Source organism: Collinsella sp. HCP3S3_E5 (genome assembly GCF_052067635.1).
Taxonomy (GTDB): domain Bacteria; phylum Actinomycetota; class Coriobacteriia; order Coriobacteriales; family Coriobacteriaceae; genus Collinsella.
The window spans coordinates 14,551-35,842 of sequence record NZ_JBQHQF010000020.1 but is presented as its reverse complement, the minus strand read 5'-3'; the positions used below and the strand labels follow the sequence as shown (position 1 = coordinate 35,842).

Annotated in this window: 11 protein-coding genes and 1 pseudogene; 11 read left to right on the top strand and 1 reads right to left on the bottom strand. The window is 53.3% G+C overall.

Annotation, left to right across the window (positions count from 1 at the left end; translation table 11 throughout):
- The first annotated feature begins 32 nt into the window (after positions 1-32).
- The 6 genes and pseudogenes from ACTM82_RS07020 to ACTM82_RS06995 all read left to right on the top strand — a co-directional run bounded on the left by ACTM82_RS07020 (position 33) and on the right by ACTM82_RS06995 (position 11,372).
- A complete protein-coding gene (locus ACTM82_RS07020; protein ID WP_441088530.1) occupies positions 33-1,463 on the top strand; it encodes a C39 family peptidase in 1,431 nt (476 codons plus the stop codon).
- A gap of 12 nt (positions 1,464-1,475) precedes the next feature.
- Positions 1,476-4,610 carry an NlpC/P60 family protein gene (locus ACTM82_RS07015; RefSeq protein WP_441055814.1) on the top strand — a complete coding sequence of 1,045 codons (3,135 nt, stop codon included), beginning with the start codon at positions 1,476-1,478 and terminating at the stop codon, positions 4,608-4,610.
- A 140-nt stretch (positions 4,611-4,750) separates the two neighbouring features.
- Positions 4,751-8,086 (top strand): GH25 family lysozyme, encoded by a 3,336-nt coding sequence (locus ACTM82_RS07010; protein WP_441088529.1) that lies wholly within the window; start codon positions 4,751-4,753, stop codon positions 8,084-8,086.
- Positions 8,087-8,264: 178 nt separating this feature from the next.
- Positions 8,265-8,933 carry a hypothetical protein gene (locus ACTM82_RS07005; protein WP_441088528.1) on the top strand — a complete coding sequence of 223 codons (669 nt, stop codon included), beginning with the start codon at positions 8,265-8,267 and terminating at the stop codon, positions 8,931-8,933.
- 21 nt (positions 8,934-8,954) lie between these two features.
- A pseudogene (locus ACTM82_RS07000) lies at positions 8,955-9,350 on the top strand (hypothetical protein); the annotation flags it as partial.
- Entirely contained in the window at positions 9,348-11,372 is a 2,025-nt protein-coding gene (locus tag ACTM82_RS06995; protein ID WP_441088531.1) for a L,D-transpeptidase family protein, read from the top strand. The pseudogene ACTM82_RS07000 and the gene ACTM82_RS06995, both read left to right, overlap by 3 nt.
- A gap of 293 nt (positions 11,373-11,665) precedes the next feature.
- On the opposite strand, the gene ACTM82_RS06990 is transcribed toward ACTM82_RS06995, so the two are convergent.
- The gene (locus ACTM82_RS06990) at positions 11,666-14,806 is read right to left on the bottom strand and encodes a hypothetical protein (protein ID WP_441055564.1); all 3,141 of its coding nucleotides are present in this window, start codon (positions 14,804-14,806) and stop codon (positions 11,666-11,668) included.
- Positions 14,807-15,458: 652 nt separating this feature from the next.
- Here ACTM82_RS06990 and ACTM82_RS06985 point away from each other — a divergent pair.
- The 5 genes from ACTM82_RS06985 (at position 15,459) to ACTM82_RS06965 (ending at position 21,227) form a co-directional block, all read left to right on the top strand.
- Complete coding sequence (locus ACTM82_RS06985; protein ID WP_441055566.1) at positions 15,459-16,262, top strand: DUF2971 domain-containing protein; 804 nt, start codon at positions 15,459-15,461, stop codon at positions 16,260-16,262.
- A gap of 661 nt (positions 16,263-16,923) precedes the next feature.
- Positions 16,924-17,874, top strand: coding sequence for a glycosyltransferase (locus ACTM82_RS06980; protein WP_441055568.1), 951 nt, complete (start codon positions 16,924-16,926; stop codon positions 17,872-17,874).
- Positions 17,875-17,918: 44 nt separating this feature from the next.
- Positions 17,919-19,175: a lipopolysaccharide biosynthesis protein gene (locus ACTM82_RS06975; RefSeq protein WP_441055570.1), complete on the top strand. Its 1,257-nt coding sequence runs from the start codon at positions 17,919-17,921 to the stop codon at positions 19,173-19,175.
- A 77-nt stretch (positions 19,176-19,252) separates the two neighbouring features.
- On the top strand, positions 19,253-20,227 hold the full coding sequence (locus tag ACTM82_RS06970) for a glycosyltransferase family 8 protein (protein WP_441055572.1): 975 nt from the start codon (positions 19,253-19,255) through the stop codon (positions 20,225-20,227).
- A gap of 64 nt (positions 20,228-20,291) precedes the next feature.
- The gene (locus tag ACTM82_RS06965; protein ID WP_441055574.1) at positions 20,292-21,227 is read left to right on the top strand and encodes a glycosyltransferase; all 936 of its coding nucleotides are present in this window, start codon (positions 20,292-20,294) and stop codon (positions 21,225-21,227) included.
- The last annotated feature ends 65 nt before the right edge of the window (positions 21,228-21,292 follow it).

The window sequence follows — 21,292 nt, the reverse complement described above, 5'->3', positions numbered from 1 at the left end:
TGCAACGGTAGGCCTAGCTGGTCGGCATGCCTTTGCCTTTTCTGAAATTTTTCGTTTCCGTAGATGAAAAGAATGGGTGCCGCACTAGCAACAATCAGATTGCCCTAAACAGCTCCGTCTCCGTCGCGGCCCACGTGGCCGGCATCGGCTGGCAGGACGCCGCCTCCGCCCCCTCCTACGCCGGCACGGTGGGGCAGGGCCGCGCCGTCCAGGCCGTGAGGGTGTCCCTCTCCGGCCCCGTCTCCGATTCCTACGACGTCTGGTACCGCGTCCACGCGGCGGGCTACGGCTGGCTCGGCTGGGCCAAGGAAGGCGAGGCCGCGGGCACCGAGGGCCTCGGCGTCCAGGCCGAGGCGCTCCAGGTCGTCCTCGTCGAGAAGGGCGGCGACGCCCCATCGTCGGGCGCCCCCGCCGAGCTCTCCGCCCCCTCGCTCAGCCTCAGGGCCCACGTCTCGGGCGTCGGCTGGCAGGCCGCCGTCGGCAACGGCGGCACCGCCGGCACGACCGGCCAGGCCCGCGCCGTAGAGGCGATTTCGGCCGAGGTCTCCTCGCCGGTCTCCGGCGGCCTGTCCTACGGCGCCCACGTCTCCGGCGTCGGCTGGCAGGACGAGGTCTCGGGCGGCGCCGTGGCCGGCACCACCGGCCAGGGCAGGGCGGTCGAGTGCGTCAAGATGCGCCTGACCGGCGACCTCTTCGAGTACTACGACGTCTGGTACCGCGCCTACGTGCAGGACTACGGCTGGCTCGGGTGGGCGAGCGACGGGGCCCGCGCCGGCACGACCGGCATCGGCTACCGCCTCGAGGCGCTCCAGGTCCGCATCGTCGCGAAGGGCTCGGCGGCCCCGGGCCCGACGGACGGCGCGTACAGGGACCGCCCTTTGCATCCGAATTCGGTTGTCCTCAACGTTCCCTGCACAATGCAGAATCCTGAGCTTCCGACTGGTTGCGAGTCCGTTGCATTGACTAATGCGCTCAACTACTACGGATTTGGGCTGGGCAAAACCGTTATTGCAGATGCGTATATGCCTAAGAGCAGCTGGGATTTTGTGACGGCGTTTTGGGGTAATCCGCATAGTGCTTCGAACGGAAACTGCATATCCGCTCCCGGCTTGACCAACACAGCTAATTCTTTTTTGATTAGTCGTGGAAGCAGTTTGCGGGCGTATGACGTCACCGGCACTGGCTTCTATGACCTCTATTCCTATTTGGAAGCTGGGCATCCCGTTATTATTTGGTCGACGATCGGCATGCAAAACTTGGGTAGTTGCTATGCGACTCAGGCCTATGGCGGAAGGGTTTATCGAACTTATACCAATTCCCATACCGTCGTTCTTAGGGGTTTCAATCGTTCCCTGGGCACCGTTTACATTGCCGATTCACTCGCTGGCTATGTCTCTAACTCCGCCCAGCGCATTGCTTCGTTATACTCGCAACGAGGGGCACAGGCGGTTGTCCTTAAGTAGGTTCGTTAATTGATGAAGGAAGGTGGAATCGTGAGACGTCTCTTTGATGTGTCCGTTTCTATTCTCATGGCTGCTGTGTTGCTCATGAGTCAATCATGGGCCGTGACTGCTGCATATGCTGATTATTCAGTTAACGGATCTACTGACTCAATTAACTTGAATTCTGAAGACTCGAACGCTATTGATGATGGTTCAGGCCCTGAAGGACAAGAGTCGAATGCGTCCCCTGTTGTTAACGAGTCTCAAGACACGCAACAGGGTTCATCCGAAGATAGAAGCGAGGTCGTTGCTGACGATTCTGCCGTAAGCAATCAGCTGACCGTCAAAAACGTAAGTGTTTCTGCCCATGTGCAGAATATCGGCTGGATGGATCCGGTTGGTTCGGGTAACGTTGCCGGAACGACGGGAAGGGGCCTTAATCTCGAGGCGCTCAAAATCTCACTCGAAGTGGATGGAGCAACCTCTCAAGAGCAGGTTGCAAACGCCCTGTCCGTCGAGGCCCACGTCTCCAACGTCGGCTGGCAGGCCGCTGTCGGCAACGGCGGCACCGCCGGCACCACCGGCCGGTCCCGCGCCGTCGAGGCCCTGAGGGTCAGGCTTTCCGCGGACCTGTCGGGTCGCTACACCGTCTGGTACCGCGTCCACTCCGCCGAGTTCGGATGGCTCGGCTGGGCGTGCGACGGCGCCGACGCCGGCTCGGCGGGCTACGGCCGCGCCGCCCAGGCCGTCCAGGTCGCGGTCCTGCCCAAGGGCGACCCCGCCCCGGGCGACACTACCTGTCCTTTTAAGAACCGTAGCGATGATCCCGCTTCGATTTCCGTTCGCTCGCATACATCGAATATTGGCTGGATGTCTCCCGTAGGTGGCGGATCTGTTGCTGGGACAACTGGTAGGGGCCTTCCCATGGAGGCTCTTGAAGCCCAGCTTGGCTGGTATGGCCACTCGGGTTCTATTGAGCTTCGTGGTCATGTCTCGAATGTTGGCTGGCAGCAGTGGTCTAAGGGGCGCTGCGGCACGACTGGAAAGTCTCAGCGCCTCGAGGCCGTCCAGATTCGCTTGACCGGCGAGGCGGCCGATAAATATGACATTTGGTATTGCGCTCATGTGTCAGGCATAGGCTGGCTCGATTGGGCCTGTAATGGTGCTGCTGCTGGTTCTGCCGGTAAGGGCAGGGCTATCGAAGCGGTCAAAGTGGTTCTCGTGGAGAAAGGCGGAGCGGCGCCCGGTTCCTCGGCTAAGGTCTTTATTGGCGATCCAGACGCAGTTACGGTTTCCGGATCGGCCGTTTCTGGGGAGAGTCTTGGCTCCTCTTCTGGTCAAAAGGCCACGATCGGAGGCAAGGGTGCTAAACTGCTGAACTCTATTGCCCTGAGCGTTGCCGGTCAAACTGATAACGGGTCTATTTCTTATTCCGTTATGGATGGGTATTCAGGCTGGGGCGCTTCTTCATCGGATGGTGGCGTTGCCAAGGCGGTATCCGGCGCACCCATAAAAGCGATAAAAATGTCGTTGAGCGGTCAACTTGCTGCCAATTATGACATCTGGTATCGAGTATGCGATTCCGGTAATGGCTGGACTGGCTGGGCGTCAAATGGTCAGGCATGTGGCGTTTCTGGTGGTTCTTCCGGTTTGTGCGGCATCGATGTTGCACTTGTAAATAAGGGTCAGTCTTCACCTGGCTCCTCTGCCAATGCATTTATCGAAACGCCTGGAATCGGTCTTGTATCTCAGGCGCACGTTGCTTCTGCGGGCTGGTTAGCTCCTGTTGGCAACGGTGAAACCGCTGGCCAGACGGGCAAGTCCCGCTCCCTGCAGGCTTTGTATGTTGCAACTCAGGGCATCGATGCCTCCGTCGAAGTGTCGGCACATGTTGCGAATATCGGCTGGCAGCCATACGTCTCGGGTGCTTCCTATGCTGGCACTGTTGGTAAGGGCCTCGCAATTCAGGCGGTTAAATTAAGGCTGACCGGGAACGACGCTTCAAAATACGATATTTACTACCGTATTCATGCTGCAGACTATGGTTGGCTTGGTTGGGCTAAAAATGAAGCTGCGGCTGGCACCGTTGGACTGTCTAAGCAGGCCGAAGCAATTCAAATTAAGTTGGTTGCCAAGGGTTCGTCCGACGCTCCCGTTCAAGACCATGATGCGTTGATTCAACTTCCCGGGCTATCTGCTAAGGCAAATTGCTCCGGTCTTGGCTGGCAAGCGCCTGTTGGCAATGGCAGTGTTGCTGGAACGGTTGGACAGAACCGTGCCATGGAGGCCATGCAACTGTCGCTTTCCGATAGCTCCATGAGTGGCGGCATTTCGTATTCTGCCCATGTATCCAATATCGGTTGGCAGTCCGCTGTTTCAGATGGGGCTACATCGGGAACTGTTGGCCAGGGGCAGCAAATCCAGGCTGTGAAGATTAACTTGACTGGCGATGTTTCTGATTACTTTGATGTTTGGTATCGCGTCCATGTGTCAAATTATGGTTGGCTTGGCTGGACCAAAAATGGATCATCGGCGGGCACCACGAAGCTTGGCATTCCTGTCCAGGCCTTACAGGTAAAGATTGTCCCTAAGGGCGCTTCCGCACCAGGCTCTACGTCTGATTCGTATTTTGAGACCTATCGATATATGGGATATCAGACCCCCGGCTCTTATCCAAAGGTTAACTGCAATAGTGTACAGCTTCCTTCGTATTGCACCGGTTACTTCACGTATGTCACGCCTTCTCGAATTCCTTATAATGCTTCGCGACAGGATTGCATCAACGCCTTTATCCAACGTGCACGTGAATATATCGGAACTCGTTATATCGAGCCTTGGTCTTCTTGGCCGGGGGATGCAGTTGATTGCTCGGGCTTGGTGCTGCAATGTCTGTATGCGACCGGCATGGATATGGGTTGGTATAACCCCTATAACCATCGTTGGTTGCCCGAGCAAACCTATAACTCCATGAATTGGTATCGCAACAACACATTTATGCCGGTTAGCACCTCTGCTATGCAGAAGGGAGATGTGGTTTACTACCAGGGTCATATTGGAATCTACATCGGAAACGGTCGAATTATCGATTCATGGCCGGGAATTGGAGTCACCGAGCGCTCAGTCTATGCTCCTGGTCGTGTGATCGGTGCCGCAAGGCCTTTTGCATAGAGCCAATTGAGGCGTTCCGTAACGGGAGCGCCTCTTTTTTGTCTAAATGCTACCGTTGCGCCTTAAGCCTTCAATGCTTGTTTAGAAGTGCGTTAATATAACTGGGTGTCTTCGAAAGTAGTCAATGTCTCGGAGGATATATGAATCGTCTCAAAGCGTCTGCAGCTTTGGTTTGCACGCTTTTAATAGCTTGGTCGCAAATCATTCAGCCTTACTGTGCATATGCGTTGTCTGCCCAATCCGTCGCTTCTTCACAGTCGGTACAGCAATCATCGAACGACTGCGGATTTCAAGGTGAAAGTTCTCAGGATGGGCAGGACGACGACTCGGGTTCTCAGGTAGCAACCGAATGGTATGGTGACGATGCGAACGCTGCTCGTCCAGATGGGGATTCAGGCTCAATTTCTGATGATCAGCCTGGAATCGGGACTGATGAATCAGGCGTTGACGATTCTGTTCGCGAGGCCTCGGCGGATGATTCCGTGCAGGTGGATTCTCCTGAAGCTGACTCTTTGGCGCCGAATTCTTGGCGTTACGTGAACGGCGTGCTTACTGATGCTGGCAATGAGGGTATCGATGCGCAGCCTTTGGCTGACGAAGCTTTGCCCAATGGTGCCGTTGCGCGTGGTATCGATGTCAGCAACTTTCAGGGGACGATTGATTGGAATCAGGTTAAAGCCGCCGGAATAGAATTTGCCATTCTCAAGGTCGGCCCTGTTTATGGCAAACCCGATTCAACATTTGAGCGGAACGCTACCGAATGCGAACGTCTCGGGATTCCTTACGGTGTCTACTACTACTCCTATGCACGTTCTGTAGCGGATGCAAATAAAGAAGCCGATCGAACGCTTGCCTGGCTTGGTGGCCATTATCCGTCGCTTCCTATTTATTACGATCTTGAGGATAACTATATCCTGCAAGATCCGAATTTCAGTAAAGATAAGCTCGCTCAGATTGCGCAGACATTTTGCAATCGCATGGAGGCCGTTGGTTTTAAATCGGGTATCTATGCAAACCTTAATTGGTTTAACAACTATTTGAACTCTCCGTCACTGAACGGTTATGACCATTGGGTCGCTCAGTACAATTGGCACTGTGACTATGCCGGTAGCTATAGTTTCTGGCAATATTCAAGCAGGGGCAATGTTCCGGGCGTTAATGGCTCCTGCGATATGAATTACTGCTTCAATGGGTCTTATTTAAACGTGGATGACGGTAAGATGCATATCCAATATGAAGCACATGTTTCTAATATAGGTTGGATGAGCAGTAAAAGAGATGGATCAACTGCGGGCACAACGGGACAGTCGAAGTCCGTGGAAGATCTTAAAGTCAGTATTCTGAATCCCGTGGAAGATGGTTCTGTCCAGATCGACGCCCATGTCTCTGGCATCGGCTGGCAGGGCTGGGACACCCCCTCGGCGTCCGAGGGCGGCACCACCGGCCAGGGCCGCGCCGTCGAGGCGGTGCGCCTGAGGCTCACGGGCTCCCTCGCTAGGGACTACGACGTCTACTACCGCGTCCACGCCTCCAACATCGGCTGGATGGCATGGGCCAAGGACGGCGAGGAGGCCGGCACCACCGGCTACGGCAGGAGCCTCGAGGCCGTCCAGGTCAGGCTCGTCAAGAAGGGCGATGCAGCCCCCTCTTCCGACGGCGCCAACGTCGACTACGCCTTCAAGAAGAAGCCCATGTCCCTGACCTATCGGGCCCACGTCTCCAACGTTGGCTGGCAGGGCGCCGTGTCAGACGGCGCGACCGCCGGCACCACCGGCCGCGGCCTCGCGCTCGAGGACCTCATCGTCGCGCTCGACAGCTCCGACTACTCCGACGGCTCGGCCGTGCAGGTCGACGCCCATGTCTCTGGCATCGGCTGGCAGGGCTGGGACACCCCCTCGGCGTCCGAGGGCGGCACCACCGGCCAGGGCCGCGCCGTCGAGGCCGTGCGACTGAGGCTCACGGGCTCCCTCGCGAAGGACTACGACGTCTACTACCGCGTCCACGCCTCCAACATCGGCTGGATGGCATGGGCCAAGGACGGCGAGGAGGCCGGCACCACCGGCTACGGCAGGAGCCTCGAGGCCGTCCAGGTCAGGCTCGTCAAGAAGGGCGATGCAGCCCCCTCTTCCGACGGCGCCAACGTCGACTACGCCTTCAAGAAGAAGCCCATGTCCCTGACCTATCGGGCCCACGTCTCCAACGTTGGCTGGCAGGGCGCCGTGTCAGACGGCGCGACCGCCGGCACCACCGGCCGCGGCCTCGCGCTCGAGGACCTCATCGTCGCGCTCGACAGCTCCGACTACTCCGACGGCTCGGCCGTGCAGGTCGACGCCCATGTCTCTGGCATCGGCTGGCAGGGCTGGGACACCCCCTCGGCGTCCGAGGGCGGCACCACCGGCCAGGGCCGCGCCGTCGAGGCCGTGCGACTGAGGCTCACGGGCTCCCTCGCGAAGGACTACGACGTCTACTACCGCGTCCACGCCTCCAACATCGGCTGGATGGCATGGGCCAAGGACGGCGAGGAGGCCGGCACCACCGGTATATCGTGTTCCCTCGAAGCTATTCAGATTAAGCTCATTAAGAAGGGCGCTTCCCATCCTGATACGTCGGGGTATTCTCATCTTGAAATACCTACGGTGACGTATTCCTCTCAGGTGAAAGGTGCTTGGCAGAATACTGTTTCTGCCGGAGAGGTGTCCGGTACGATTGGTAAGGACATTTCCATTACCGGGTTCTCGGCCAAGATCACTTCGTTCGTTGCCGGTGGAATTAATTATCAGCTGCATTTTTCAAATGTCGGTTGGACTTCTGGTAAGTCAAACGGGGATCAACTGTCGTCTGCTACTGAATCCAATCCGGTTGAAGCAATTAAAGTCTCCCTATCGGGTGACTTGGCAACTTATTTCGATGTTTGGTATAGGGTCCATGTCGAAAACGTTGGCTGGCTCGGTTGGACAAAAAATGGCGCCGTCGCCGGCAGCACCGGCTATGGGGTGCATGTCCAGGCCGTTCAGGTGAGAATTACGAGAAAGGGCGCTGCTGCTCCGGGGAGTACCATCTCTCCGATGCTTCTTGGCGAACCACTTTCTCTTGCTAAGCCAATGCAGAAGAAAATTGTAGATCTGTCGAGGCAAGTTTCCTCTCCTGGTCCGGGGTTGTGTTCAGAATGGATTGCTCAGGTCTATGAGCGGGCTGGATTCAGGAATGTTCATACGGATGCTTGTAACTACTATTGGGATTTCTGCAAATATACTGATTATTCTCAGCTGAAGGTTGGAATGGTCATTGCTGTTCCCTCGCATATACATACGTATATGGGCCGTATATACGGTCACGTTTGTATCTATATTGGCAACAACCAGGTTATGGATAATGTTGGCCATATCAGGACTCTAGATATGGGTTATTGGCTAGACTACTATTCCACAACGTATAAGCCAAAATGGGGTTGGTACGACAACGTGCCTCTTGCGTAACGAGAGCTTAAGATGCTCCTAGTTGAGTTTAGCCTGGTACTTTGATTTAAAACGAACGGTTCGCCTTTGTGGCGCTCCGTTCGTTTCTTTTTATGCAGCATTCGCGTTATACGTATTTGAGTAACTGATGAATCAGTTAATAATAAATCCAAGGTTGGCTAATCGATGGGGAGTCAAAATGAAGCATGGAAGGACTGCGGTCGTTATTAGTATGGCCTGGCTCATGTGCGCGATGCCGGCACTTCAGCCGATTGCCGTTTACGCCGAATCTGTTCAGGACTCGTCCGTTTCGTTAGCTCAGGAATCTACCGTTCAAGCTTCCCCGACAGGTGATGCACTTGCTGGGACAGTTGGAACCGATGCCGATCAGGCGGGCGAGAGCAATGATATCGGCGTGCTTGATGGTGCTACTTCCGATGCCTCGGACAATGCGACCGAGAATGGGTCTCCATCGGAGTCTGAAATCAAAGCCAATTCCGCTTCTGTTTTGGATGTTGATGCGACCGACGGTCAGGTGGATGTGTCCGACGATAAATCTGAATCTGCGCCCGTTCTTACCTATCAGGCACATGTGCAAGATTACGGGTGGATGACGTCGGTCTCCGCGGGTGAGCTTGCGGGCACTACCGGCAAGTCGAAGCGTATGGAAGCGCTGAAGCTTTCCGTTAAAGATGCCGAGGGCAACGAGATTTCCGATGCACTTTCCATCAAAGCCCACGTGTCAAACATCGGCTGGATGGACCCGGTGGGCAACGATGCCATTGTCGGTACTGTGGGACAGTCTCGGCAGCTTGAGGCCATCGCAATCCAGCTCTCCGCCGAGCTTTCTCAAACCTACAGTGTTTGATACCGAGTCCACTCGTCCAACTTTGGTTGGCTGGATTGGACGTGCGACGGTGCCAATGCGGGCACCGAGGGTTATGGCTATTCCGTTGAGGCTGTCGAAATCGTTATATTGGCCAAGGATGTTGCTGCCCCGGGTGGTACGGACGTTCCCTTCAAGAGCAAAGCTGACGAGCCTGCGATTGTGACGTATTCGACCCATGTTTCGAACGTTGGTTGGATGTCCGTCGTGAGCAACGGGGCCACCGCGGGTGCTCCGGGCGCGGAGTGCGTAGAGTCCCTCGATACGCGGATAACCTGGTTTGGTGGAAGTGCTGGCATCCAAGTTCGCTCGCACGTTCAAGATCAAGGATGGGGCTCCTGGTATTTTGGACGTACGGGTACAACGGGCTTGTCTCGCCGCATCGAGGCGCTTCAAATGCGCCTCACGGGCAATGCCGCGAATGCGTACGACATTTGGTATCGAGTCTATTCTGCTCGGTATAACGCGTGGCTTGGCTGGGCAGCTAACGGTGCGGCGGCCGGAACCGTGGGTATGAGTTCGGGCGTTCAAGCCGTGCAGATTGTGCTTGTTAAGAAGGGGCAGGAAGCTCCCGGCTCTACGGAGGGCGCCTTCAAAGGCTCCGAGCATGCCGTCTTGCAAGGAGCAGGGCTTCGTCTGGACGGTTCGACGGTTGGGGCGGGATCTGACTCGACCGTTGTGATTGGCTCGGAGGATAGTACGAAACCGCTCAAGAGCTTTGCGCTTAACGTTAACAACCAGGCGTGCGACGGTTCGATTCTGTACCAGTCTGGTAGTCAGTACGGCTCCATGCCCGAGGGCGTTGATACTGCGGACGGTGGCTGGACAACCACGCTGTCAGACGGTTTGGCCATGCGTTGCGTGAGGATTAGTCTCTCGGGCACGCTATCAACAACCTACGACGTCTGGTACCAGGTGTTTGACGGCAATACGGGTAAGTGGACCGGCTGGGCTTCAAATGGATTGCCTGCCGGTAGCGCTTCCAACAATGCCGCCATCTGCGCTGTGCGCGTGTGCCTCCTTGAGAAGGACGCTGCTGCGCCTGGTTCTACCGATGGTGCCTATGTAGAGTCGGACTCCACCGATGAGGTTCTTTCTGCCCAGGGCCATGTTGCCGAGATTGGCTGGCAGACCGCCTCGCTGGGTACCGATGTAACCGTGGGCACCACGGGCCGCGCTCTATCTCTCCAAGCTCTTCGTGTCGGCGCCGCTGGTTCAATTGCCGGTTCCGTTTCCGTTGCAGCTCATGTTGAGGAAGAAGGCTGGCAGAATGCTTTCGTTGTCCCTGGTTTTGCCGGGACGACGGGAAAGAGTCGTGCTGTCCAGGCGGTGAGGATGAATCTCACCGATGAATTGGCCGAGCAATACGATATTTACTACCGCGTACACGTTGCGGGCTACGGCTGGCTTTCGTGGACCCGTAACGGTGCCGATGCCGGCACTACGGGGCTGGGTGTTCAGGCCGAGGCGGTTCAGATTAGGCTCGTAAAGAAGGGCGAGACTGCTCCCGCTACAGGCGCGAATGCATGCATCTCCATGCCCGTTTTGAGTTATTCCGCCCATGTTTCCAACATTGGTTGGATGGGCGCTGTTTCCAAAAACGGATTCGCGGGCACCCAGGGTCGCTCGCTTAAGGTTGAGGATCTTAGACTCTCTGTGAGCTCGAGCATATCGGGCGGTATCAAATATTCCGCCCATGTTCAGGATTACGGTTGGCGTGGTTGGGCTTCGAACGGCGCGAGTTGCGGTACCACGGGGCAGAATAAGAGGCTTGAGGCAATCAAGATCCAGTTATCGGGAGACCTCTCGAAGTACTTTGACGTTTGGTATCGCGCGTATGTGCAGGATTACGGTTGGCTCGGTTGGGCTGCAAACGGTGCACAGGCGGGCACTGTAAATATCGGTTATCGCCTCGAGGGTATCCAGATCCAGATTCTTCCCAAGGGTGCTGCTGCGCCTGGCTCGACGTATCGACCGTTCACGGATATCCCCGTTATGCCGGCAGACCAGTTTGCAATGTGGCAGAAGGCGAATCGCTATGCGAGTTCGACCAATTGGTTGCTCCTTGTGGATACGTCTCGTTGCCGGGTGGGCGTGTACAACGGCAATTCGTACAATTGGAACCAGGTGTTCTACTGGCAGTGCTCGCCCGGCGCATGGAGCACGCCCACCGTTTTGGGTGAGTTTACCGTCTATGGCAAGGGCTATAGCTTCGGACACGGTTATACGTGCTACTACTACACGCAATTCTACGGTGATTATCTGTTCCACTCGGTACCGTACGACCAGGGGACGTTCAACATTCAGGACGGTAGACTTGGTCAGAATGTTTCTCAAGGTTGTGTAAGGCTTGACATCCAAAACGCCAAGTGGATTTACGATAATATTCCGTATGGCACTAAGGTTGTTACGTATCGCTAGGGCGTAGCAAATTTGAACTGGAGCAGTGGCTGCCAAGTTCGTTTTCGCCGTTTTCCTTTCCGCATCGCTGGAGGGGGAGATATGTTGAAAACGAGGTTGGTGGTCACTGTCTTTTTGGCGGGCGTAATTGACTGGGTTCCGGTAATGCAGCCAATCGTTGCCTGCGCCTAGTCCACCCTCGCCACCCCTGGTGGTGGACAGTCCGAAGATGTGACGTGAGCATAGCTAAAATTAGGGAGCCGTCGGAATTGCGATTGCCGACGGCTCCTTTTATCGGGCAAGCGATCAGACGCCTACTTGCTTTCGAGTCTCATCTCGATTGCTTCAATGGGTAGTCCACGACCAGTGGTACCAGCAGCCTCGCCGTTCCTACCCCAGGGCATCCAGCCTATGTTGGAAACGTGCACGCGATATACAACGTCATAGTGCTCGGCAAGTTCTCCTGTAAGTTTCACCTCAAGGGCTTCAATATGGCGAGCTTTGCCCGTGGTGCCGGTCTTATACCCGTTCGATGTCCAAGTCTTCTCCCAACCTTGGTCGGCAACGTGGGAACGGTATGTAATGCCACCGTCGAATGGAGCTCCTGCGACGGAGAGCTTTAGGGCCTCAATGCCGAGCGCCTGACCAGTTGTACCGGCGAATGTGGCACCGTGCACGGTGGTCTGCCATCCGATGCTCGATACGTGTGCGGTTGCGTTGGGCAGTCCGATGACGGATGCGCGCGCAGTGCTTCCTGGCGCGGCTTCACCCTTCTCAATGAGCTTGACCTCGATAGCCTCCACGCGCCTGCCAAAGCCCGTGGTGCCCGCAATCTCGCCGTTCTTGGTCCAGCCAAGCCATCCTTCGTTCTGTACATGGGCTCGATAGTAAATATCGTAGTGCTCGGCGAGCTCGTTGGTAAGCCTCATTTGGATAGCTTCGATTTGGCGTGATTCGCCAACGGTGCCCGCGACTTCACCTTCGTTCTTCCAGCCTTGCCAGCCAAGGTTTGCGCAGTGGGCTTGGTATTGCACCGTGCCGGAGTAGGGGAGGGCTGCCATGTCGACCTTGAACGCCTCGAGTGCCTGGGACTTTCCCGTGGTGCCAGCTGTCTTGCCCTCCTTGACCGAGGAGATCCAACCCGTGCCAGAAACGTGGGCAGAGGTCATAAGGGTCGAACCGTTGGTCTTCGTGCGAATCAGCCTGTACGTTCCATCGGCAAGCTTCCTGTAGTACGTGAGCGTGGACGTGTTGCCAGAGAAAACCGCAATGTCGTAATCGGCGGACTTCAGAATCATATCGGAGAATTCAACGAGGTAGCACGTGTCGCCCTTGGGGCAGAGGGCTTGGATAGCCGTATCTGAAGAAGATGAGATGGACGAGGCGAACCAATCCATAATGCTGTAGTCGACCGTGCTCGACGGACTGAGGGCCGCGGCTTTCGTCATGTTGAAGACGCCGCAACCTGCGTCGCTGGAGGCAGAGTTGTACGTGCTCGATCCATAGCCCGAGAGCGCGACCTCGGGGTTGAAGAACAAGATGAGCTCCGCTGCAACAGAAGAATCAATGTCGGTGATGTCTAGAGTGTCCAACTGGGCCTGCTTTGAAGGCCACAAGCCCGTTGGCGTGTTGGGGTGCCCCTTGTAGTAATAGGCGTAGTCATCGCCGTAGTAGGTCATGGTGAGCTTGGCGTAGTCTTCGAACGACTGCTCCAGGTTCACATAGGTTCCAAGAAGGACCATGGGCTTCTTGCCCTCGGCCTCGGCTGCGGCAAAGTAGCCGTCGTTAAAGTTGTAGAGGGCCTTGAATGCAGCTACGGTAGAATCTCCGCGTTGCTGCAGCGCGGTAAGCATGTTCGCGACGTTCTTCTTCTTTACGCCGGGATCGGTGGCAATGGTGTTGGCGAACGCGTTATCGTCGGCGCTCTGGAACAGGTTCGTGCGCGTCATCCACCATTCTGTATTGGGCTCGCACTTAAGAACGGCATACATGGAGTCCCAGTGGGCGTGCCAACCGTAGTCGGAACTCGCCTTTCCAGTCCTGTAGGCAGAGTCTTTCGCGGCAAGCCAGCTTTGTTCAAGCTGTGCCTCCTTAGCGGCGGGATCCACTCCTTCGGCGTTGAAGGCCTCGTTCATGAAGTTGTAGGTAGCCGTTCCGTCAGAAAGTAGGTAAATCTTGTAGTTGTCCTGGGGAATTTGGTTGGCATATATGATCGAGTGGATAAGCGAGCAGGTAATGTCGTTAATGAACAGGTTGAACTTGGAGTCTGGCTTAAGGCGCTTGAGCTCTTTGACGTAGTCGGCGAATGCAGTGTAATTGCCGGAGCTCTTAATGGCTTCGGTTGTCATAAAGGGCATGGCGTACATGCCGGAGGGGAGCGCGTCCCAATTAAACGCCGAGGGACGGTCGAGCATGACAATGGACGGCACCGAGGCCCCAGTCGAAGACGTTGTGTAGTCCCAATAGGAAATGGAATAGAGTACAACAGGGAAGGTCGCAGAAAGCGGTGCGAGGTTATACTCGCTTGCGGTCACCCCAAACTCTTGGACGGTGGTCCCAACTACGTGGTCGCCCCTGAGGTACTCGACCTTTGCGGTAAATGGTCCATAGGTTCCAACGTTTAGCGCCATACCGGCGGCATCGATGGATGCGAGCGAGGTGGAGTCGGTCACATTGCGCGTTACGGTGTCGCCGTAGCGCATAGTGGCGGTCACACGCATGTCTGTGGCGACGCCATCGGCGCGGAGGAGCGCGAGAGAGTCCGGTCGAACGCGCACTGTGGTCGACTCGCCCTCCTGAATAATGGATGTCTGGTAGTACGAGGGAATGTAAGCGTTCGCTGTAGAGGACGGTGCATCTTCACCGTGCTTCACCAGGCGAATCTCAATCGCTTCGGCCCGGTAGTTCCATCCGGTTGTGCCGGCAATCTCTCCGTTCCTGGCCCAGCCAAGCCAACCGAAGTGTTGGGCGTGGACACGGTAGTACACGTCGTACTCGTTTGCGATGTTGCCAGTAAGTTCTATTTTGATGGCTTGCATGGAGTAAGCCTTGCCGGTTGTGCCCGCAATAGCCCCATTGGAAACCCAGTCCTGCCATCCAACGTTGGTGCAGTGCGCCATGTAGCGAATGCCACCGTCAGCGTTGGCGAGTGAGATTTTAAGAGCCTCTATGGCTCTCGCCTCGCCCTCGGTTCCAGCCGCAGCGCCGTCCTTGCTGGGGAAGTTGTCCCATCCTTGGTCGCTAACGTGCGCATAGTATTGGACGGAAGGTACGGCATTGGCTTGGGGAGAGCCGACTGCCTCGCCTGTTTGGGCGTTGCTTGTTGGGTTCGCGTTCTCCAGCAGGGCGCTGTTTGCCGAGGGGGCTTCGGCAACATTGGTTGATTTGGTGTCCGTTTTGGAGTCGGTGCCCTCCTCCATCGGTTGGCTCGTGCTCGGTTCCTCGGCGGGTTTCACGGTTGAGTCGCTGTTCTCTTGTCCAGAGATGTTCGCCTGCGTGTTCTGAACGACATCCGTTGCTACTGTGGGATCCGCACCTTCTGCGAATGCCGGAATCGACAAGGTCGATGCGGCGAGTAGGGTTGAGCAGAGTAAGGGGACGATTGCTTTTGTGCGCCATCGTTTCATATTGGCTCCTTATAACAGGTACAATACCCCATTAGATGCTAGCAGTATTAAGCAACGTTGGACGCGTAGTTCCCGAGTGGCTTCGTGAGCGGTTGTGCGAGGGCGCCGGGGTGTGTAAGAGCCTAATCGTTACAGCGTGGGTTGTTGTGTTCGGAGTTTGGTGGGTGGCAACTCAAGACTACTGCACGTGGATCTCCTTTGCTAGAATTAGAAGATATTGGTTACACTTTGGAGAGCAGATGAATCTCCTATATTCACTCAATGAGGCATTTGTACCGCAGCTTGCTGCTTCAGTTGCTTCTGTTTGTGAGAATGAGTAATCGTCTTTCTCCGTACCCCTCTAGCGGGGGACGCACAAATATCACTTGCTCTAAGCAGGCATAAAGCCGATGCCCTCTGAAAAGTTGTTACACCACGCTTTTCGATGCGATCTGGAGCACGCACATAACGATGCATACTATCGGCACTGAAGGTGAACCTAATGAACGTATCCGACTATTCAGCGGCCTTACTCAAAGGCGATTTCAAAGAAGCATGCAAGATTGAGCAAGAGTCAATTCCTGCAAAGCTATACAAATATTTTCCGTTGGGTGTTTCTGAAGAGAAGGACCACGAAATATTAAACACACTAAAGGCCGACGAACTGTGGTTTTCACCTATTTCTGGTTTCAACGATCCTTATGAATATATGGGTCTATTCATCAAAGAGGAAAGGCTTAAGCAGGCTGGATATGACGACGCAATGATTGCTGCCGTCAATAAAACATTAACAACGATAAGCGGGCAGGGATTGGTTTGCTGTTTCTCGGCTACAGACTGTTGCACTGCGCCAATGTGGGCCTACTACGCAAACTGGGCAAAAGGTTTTTGCGTCGAATACGACGTCATCAACCGTTGCACCATAAGAGAAGTGCTTTACGAATCAGCGCCTCTCGATGTCACTGGTACAGTCGCAAGACTTCTAAAATCAGCAATTGACAAAGGGCCCGATGGGTCATTAAGTATCGACGACAAGATTTCAATTAAACTGTTGATCAAAAATACATGCATAAAGCACAAATCCTGGGAACATGAACGGGAATACAGAATTGTTCTTCCCGTTGAGGAAGGCAAAGGATGTGGTCTTCCCGTTGCTTCCTCTGGATTGAAGACCAACAGGATAATACTTGGCCTTCAGTGCTCTCACGACAAGGAGATTATAGAAATAGCTAATAGGCTAGGTGTGAGGGTGTCAAAATTGCATAAAACAAAGGAGAGCTATTTTGCAGAGGAATACCAGTTGTAAAGCATCCACATTAATGAAGAATAGAGCTTATCTCTAAGTTCACTTTGAGTATCTGTATATTTATGGCACCTTTCCGATCGTGTCCCCAAAGACGCTCCTATAGGCTGTTAAGTCCCTTTTTAGCATTCAGGTAACGTTCGTATTCGCGTCTGATTTCCTCGTGGGGGCACACTTCCCTTTCAATTTCGCTCAACCTCGTATTCGGCACTCCGAGCTCCTGGGCAGTCTGCTGCTAGGTCAGGCCGATCGATTATCTCATCGCCGCAAAATCCTCGCCCCGGGCGTACTTCAACCTCATGGGGTGTCGCAACGTCGACTAAACCTCTCTGGCTATGAATCTCTTTAGGCGGCAGAATGAACAATGCTGGTCGATGCCTGTCCATATTAGCTTTCCATGCGTGCAGCTCATTATCGGAGCAAGCCGCATTGTGCAAGATGTGAGCTGAGACACCTAAGCCGCAATGGAAGTGATTGGCTTATTGCAATGTTGAGAGAGCGAGGGATGCTACATGTTATCAGACTGTTGAAAACTACGTTTTTCTATTCTGCAATGGTGTACGCCCCCGGAACAATATGTCCTTTGCGTTGGATTGGCTGACCAGGATGGAGAGCCCTGTTTGAAACGTTATTATTCCCCTGCCGTAATTATAAGGAGTATGCTATGAAAACCGGAGCCGTGGTTGTTACTCACGATAGAAAGGCGTTGCTGCAGGAATGCATGCAATGCATCCTTTCCCAAACGCTCTCTTTTTCCGATGTGGTTGTGGTGGACAATGCATCTGCTGATGGGAGTGCATTGTATTTAGACAAACTTGCTGCCCAATCATCAAGTGGTGGGCCTGGTGTGACCCGGATTCATGTTCTTCATGAAAAAGAGAATCTAGGAGGCGCGGGGGGATTTTACTGCGGTCTTGAATATATGGGTAACATAGGATGCGACCTAGTTCTCATTATTGATGATGATGCGATGATTGCTCCAACTTTCATGGAGGAGATCGTTAGAAATGCTCGTGTAGAGAAGAGTGTTGAAGCTTTTGCGGGCGTGGTCGAAACGGCCGGTTTAATTGACGTTAGTCATCGACGTAGAGTATCAAACAGATTGCTCTTTATTGAGAGCCCAGTTTCAGTTGATGAATACGTGCAGGGTTCTTTTCATTGTGACACCGCTACATTTTGCGGCCTTGTCGTTCGCGGGGAGGCCTTGCTTCGTGAGGGTCTTCCCATGAAGGACTATTTCCTATGGTATGACGATACGGAATACTGCCTACGTTTTTCGGATTCTGGCGGTGTTGAGGTTGTTACTGCCGCGCGACTTGAACACAAGACTGGTAACCCTGTCTCTGAGTCGATGCAGGCTCGTGGCGTGATTTCTCGTATCGGCTGGCGGCAGTATTATGGATATCGAAATCGATATGACACCGCGTTAAGGCATTTTGGTAGGCGCACGAGTTGGTGTGTGCTTGCCCAGTATGCAGCGCTCTATTTTGTTACCGCCCTGCTAAAGCATGGCTCTCGTGGCGCCCAAGCTCGATATGCGAATGGAGTGTTACGTGACGTTCTTCACGATTGTCGCAAGGGAAGGCTTGGCTTTAATCAGAAATACCATTGGTGAGATTTGCCGTTTGCATTTGCTTTGTCTATGGATGGAGAAGTGGATTGAATAGACGTTCTTCGACGCCTGAGAAGTTATCTCTGGGTGTAAATATTGCGTGGAACACCGTGGGTTCCCTGGTATATGTTGTGTGCAACTGGCTCATTACCGTATTGGTTGTCGTTCTGGGTTCAGATCTTTCTGCTTCCGGAGATCTTGCTCTTGCTATGTCTGTCGGAAATGTCGTGGCGACAATCGTGCTCTTTAAGGTCCGTCCGGTTCAGGTCTCTGATCTTGAAGAGCGTTTTTCACAAGCGGATTATGTTGGCTTTAGGTTTGTCTCGATTGCAATCGCTGCGTTATTTGTTTCAGGCTATATCTTGCTTACGATAAGGCCTGGGAGCTATGTTCCTGTCTGCCTGTATGTTCTCTTTAAAATGGTAGACTCTTTTGTCGATGTTTACCATGGGGTTGATCAGCGAAATGACCACCTTGATTACCCTGGTATATCGCAGATACTGCGTGGCGTCCTTATGGTTGTGGCTTTTTCTTTTGGACTGTTTTTGTTTCATTCTCTCAATCTAGCCATTTTTCTAATGGCGGTGATTTCGTTCCTGGTCGTTGCAACATATGATCACTCTCGAGCCAGTCGATTCTGTGACGTTAGCCCCTCATTTACCCCCGTTAAGATGTGTCAACTGCTGAAGACATGTTTTCCAGGTTTTATTGCATCCCTGCTTTGCACAATGGTCGTCAGCTTTGCTCGGCAGGAGTACGGTTCGGAGTATGGTTCGGAACTATTGGGCATTTACGCCGCGGTTGCTACCCCAACAGTAATTGTTCAAGCGGTTGCGGGATATATCTATGCCCCATTGCTTGTTCCTATCGCCAGAGCGGTTCGCGAGGGAAAACACGGAGATGTTGCGCGCTTCATTTGTAAGTACCTGGCCCTGTTGTTGGTAATCGTTATATCCGCTGTCGTCCTTTTCGGCATATTTGGAGAAACGGCGCTGTCAATCGTGTACGGTGATCATATTGCAAGATACCACCAACTGTTTACTCCAATCATTGTCGCAACGGGATCAACGGCTGGAATGATGTTCTTGCAGGATGTGCTCGTCGTATATCGTAAGTATTTTCATGCTGCGTTTGCGAGCGGCCTCTCGCTAGCTTTATGTGCTGTAGTTGTTCGTCCATTACTTGTTTCCTTTGGGATGAATGGCATTAGTTTTAGCATTACACTTGCATATTGCATGGGGATTGGTGTATCCGGTATGTCGCTACTCCTTGGTGGCCGAAGCCATTTGCAGAGTGAAGAGTAAGACGTACGTTTGCTTGGAATGGTGGGCGGTGTTTTCCGTATCGCGTGAGCTTGTAAACAAGATCGAAGGGAATATCGTTGAATCTTCTTTATACGATTGATAATAATTATGTTCCGCAACTCGCTGCGGGCATTAATGCTGTCTGTGAATCATGTAAAGACTGTGGGCCTCTATATTTTTATGTGTTCTCAAATGGCGTGTCGGATTCAAACCAAAAAAAACTCTTGTCTTTTACGGAAGGCAAGGGTGCGCAAATTGCCTTCATTGATATCAGAGGGTTCATGTCTCGGGTCGATCAATCGTTTTGCACTATGGGCTGGAATGAAATAGTCCTATCGAGACTTTTGATGGGTTCCTATCTACCGGAGTCGGTAAATCGTATCGTGTATTTGGATGCGGATACGATCGTGCGTCGCTCCCTGTCTGAGCTGTGGAATGCTGACATGGGCGATAACACTATCTTGGCCTCCATGGAACCAATTTGCAACAAAAAAAGCTTAGAGAGACTTGGGCTTTCTGGAAAGCCGTATTATAACGCCGGCGTTTTGTTGGTTGATTTGCGGCGTTGGCGAGAAAGAGGGGTTGAGGAACGCCTCATTACTTGTTGCCGAACGCAAAAAGACCTTTTGTATGCTAACGACCAAGATGCAATTAATTTGGTTCTGCAAGACGAGGTTGGCGCCATTTCTTCGTCATACAATGTTGCAAATTATTACGAGTACTACCCTTTCTCGATGTTGTCAAAACTGATGCCAGCGTATTGTGATTATGAGGGATATCAGGACGCTATATTCAACCCTCATATTGTTCACTTTATGGGTGAGGATCGCCCCTGGCGATTGGGCTGTACCTGCAAGTATAAACAAGATTACCTTGATAACCTTGCGCAGACTCCCTGGCGAAATAGCCCTCAGGAAGAAGGATGGGTTCGCTATTTTCAGGTTTGGGCTGTCTTCAATTGGGCGCTCAGACCATTTCCGATGCTCAGATACTATATTATGACGGCGATGGTGCCCATTGTGATGTCTTTGAGAGCGTCTGCAAGAAAATAGGGTACGTTTGCCTTGTTCTAGCATCAGGGCTTTTTACCTTACTTGCGTAGGAGTGTTACTTGGAATGATTGAAAAAAGAATCGCAATTGTATTACCGACGTATAATGGCGAGCGGTATCTTCCGGATCAGCTTGATAGCATCCTTCAACAGGACACAGATTTGCCTGTTGATGTTTTTGTGCGCGATGACGGGTCGGGTGATTCGACTACCTCTATTATTGATGACTATGTTGAAAAGACTAGGCAGTCGAAAAAGCGCATTCTAAGAGTGGTTGATGACTTGGGAAATCTGGGAGTACCAAGAGGTTTCTATCATCTTTTAAAACTGGTAAATGGATATAGTTTTTATGCCTTTTGCGATCAAGATGATATTTGGGAACCGAACAAGCTTTCTAGGGCGGTTTCGTTCCTAGATGATAGCGCCGCTTCAGATCCTTTAGTTTATTGCGGTTCATTCGATTATCTTGACGCTGATCGCTCCTTTGTTCGGGATTGCGCTCCTCTTCCAAGTAAGATGACGTTTGATCGGTCTCTTTTTTATACAATCCGTCAGGGATTTTCGATTGTGATAAATGACGCTGCTCGCAGAGAGTTCATCCTACCGTTCTCCGAGACGATGGAAATGCATGATAGATACATCATCCGTTGTGCGGCCTCAATGGGCGTCCTTCTCCTTGATGACGCGGTTACAGCTCATCATGTTAGGCATGCTGCCGCCGTAACGTCCGGCGATTCGTGCCTGTTATCGTCGATCAGGGTGTTTCTATTTGATGAGCTTCTTGGTGATGAGGCTCATAAGGATTATTGTTGTCTAGTTGAGTTTTTGGAACGTTTTGGGTCCCGGCTTTCCGTTCAAGACGTTAGAACCCTTCAGTTCTTTACATCGGATGCTGTTCCCTTTAAGAGAATTAGGAGAGCTTTTGTACCACGTCGAATGCGCAGCACGTTCGGTGGTGAACTCGCTCTTCGGATATCCTTCTTGTTCAATCGTTACGAGTAAGGCTGCCTGCGCTTTGTTTTCGCGCTAGTAAATGGCGTTTCCATCGTTTCGCCCGGCGCGTTTTG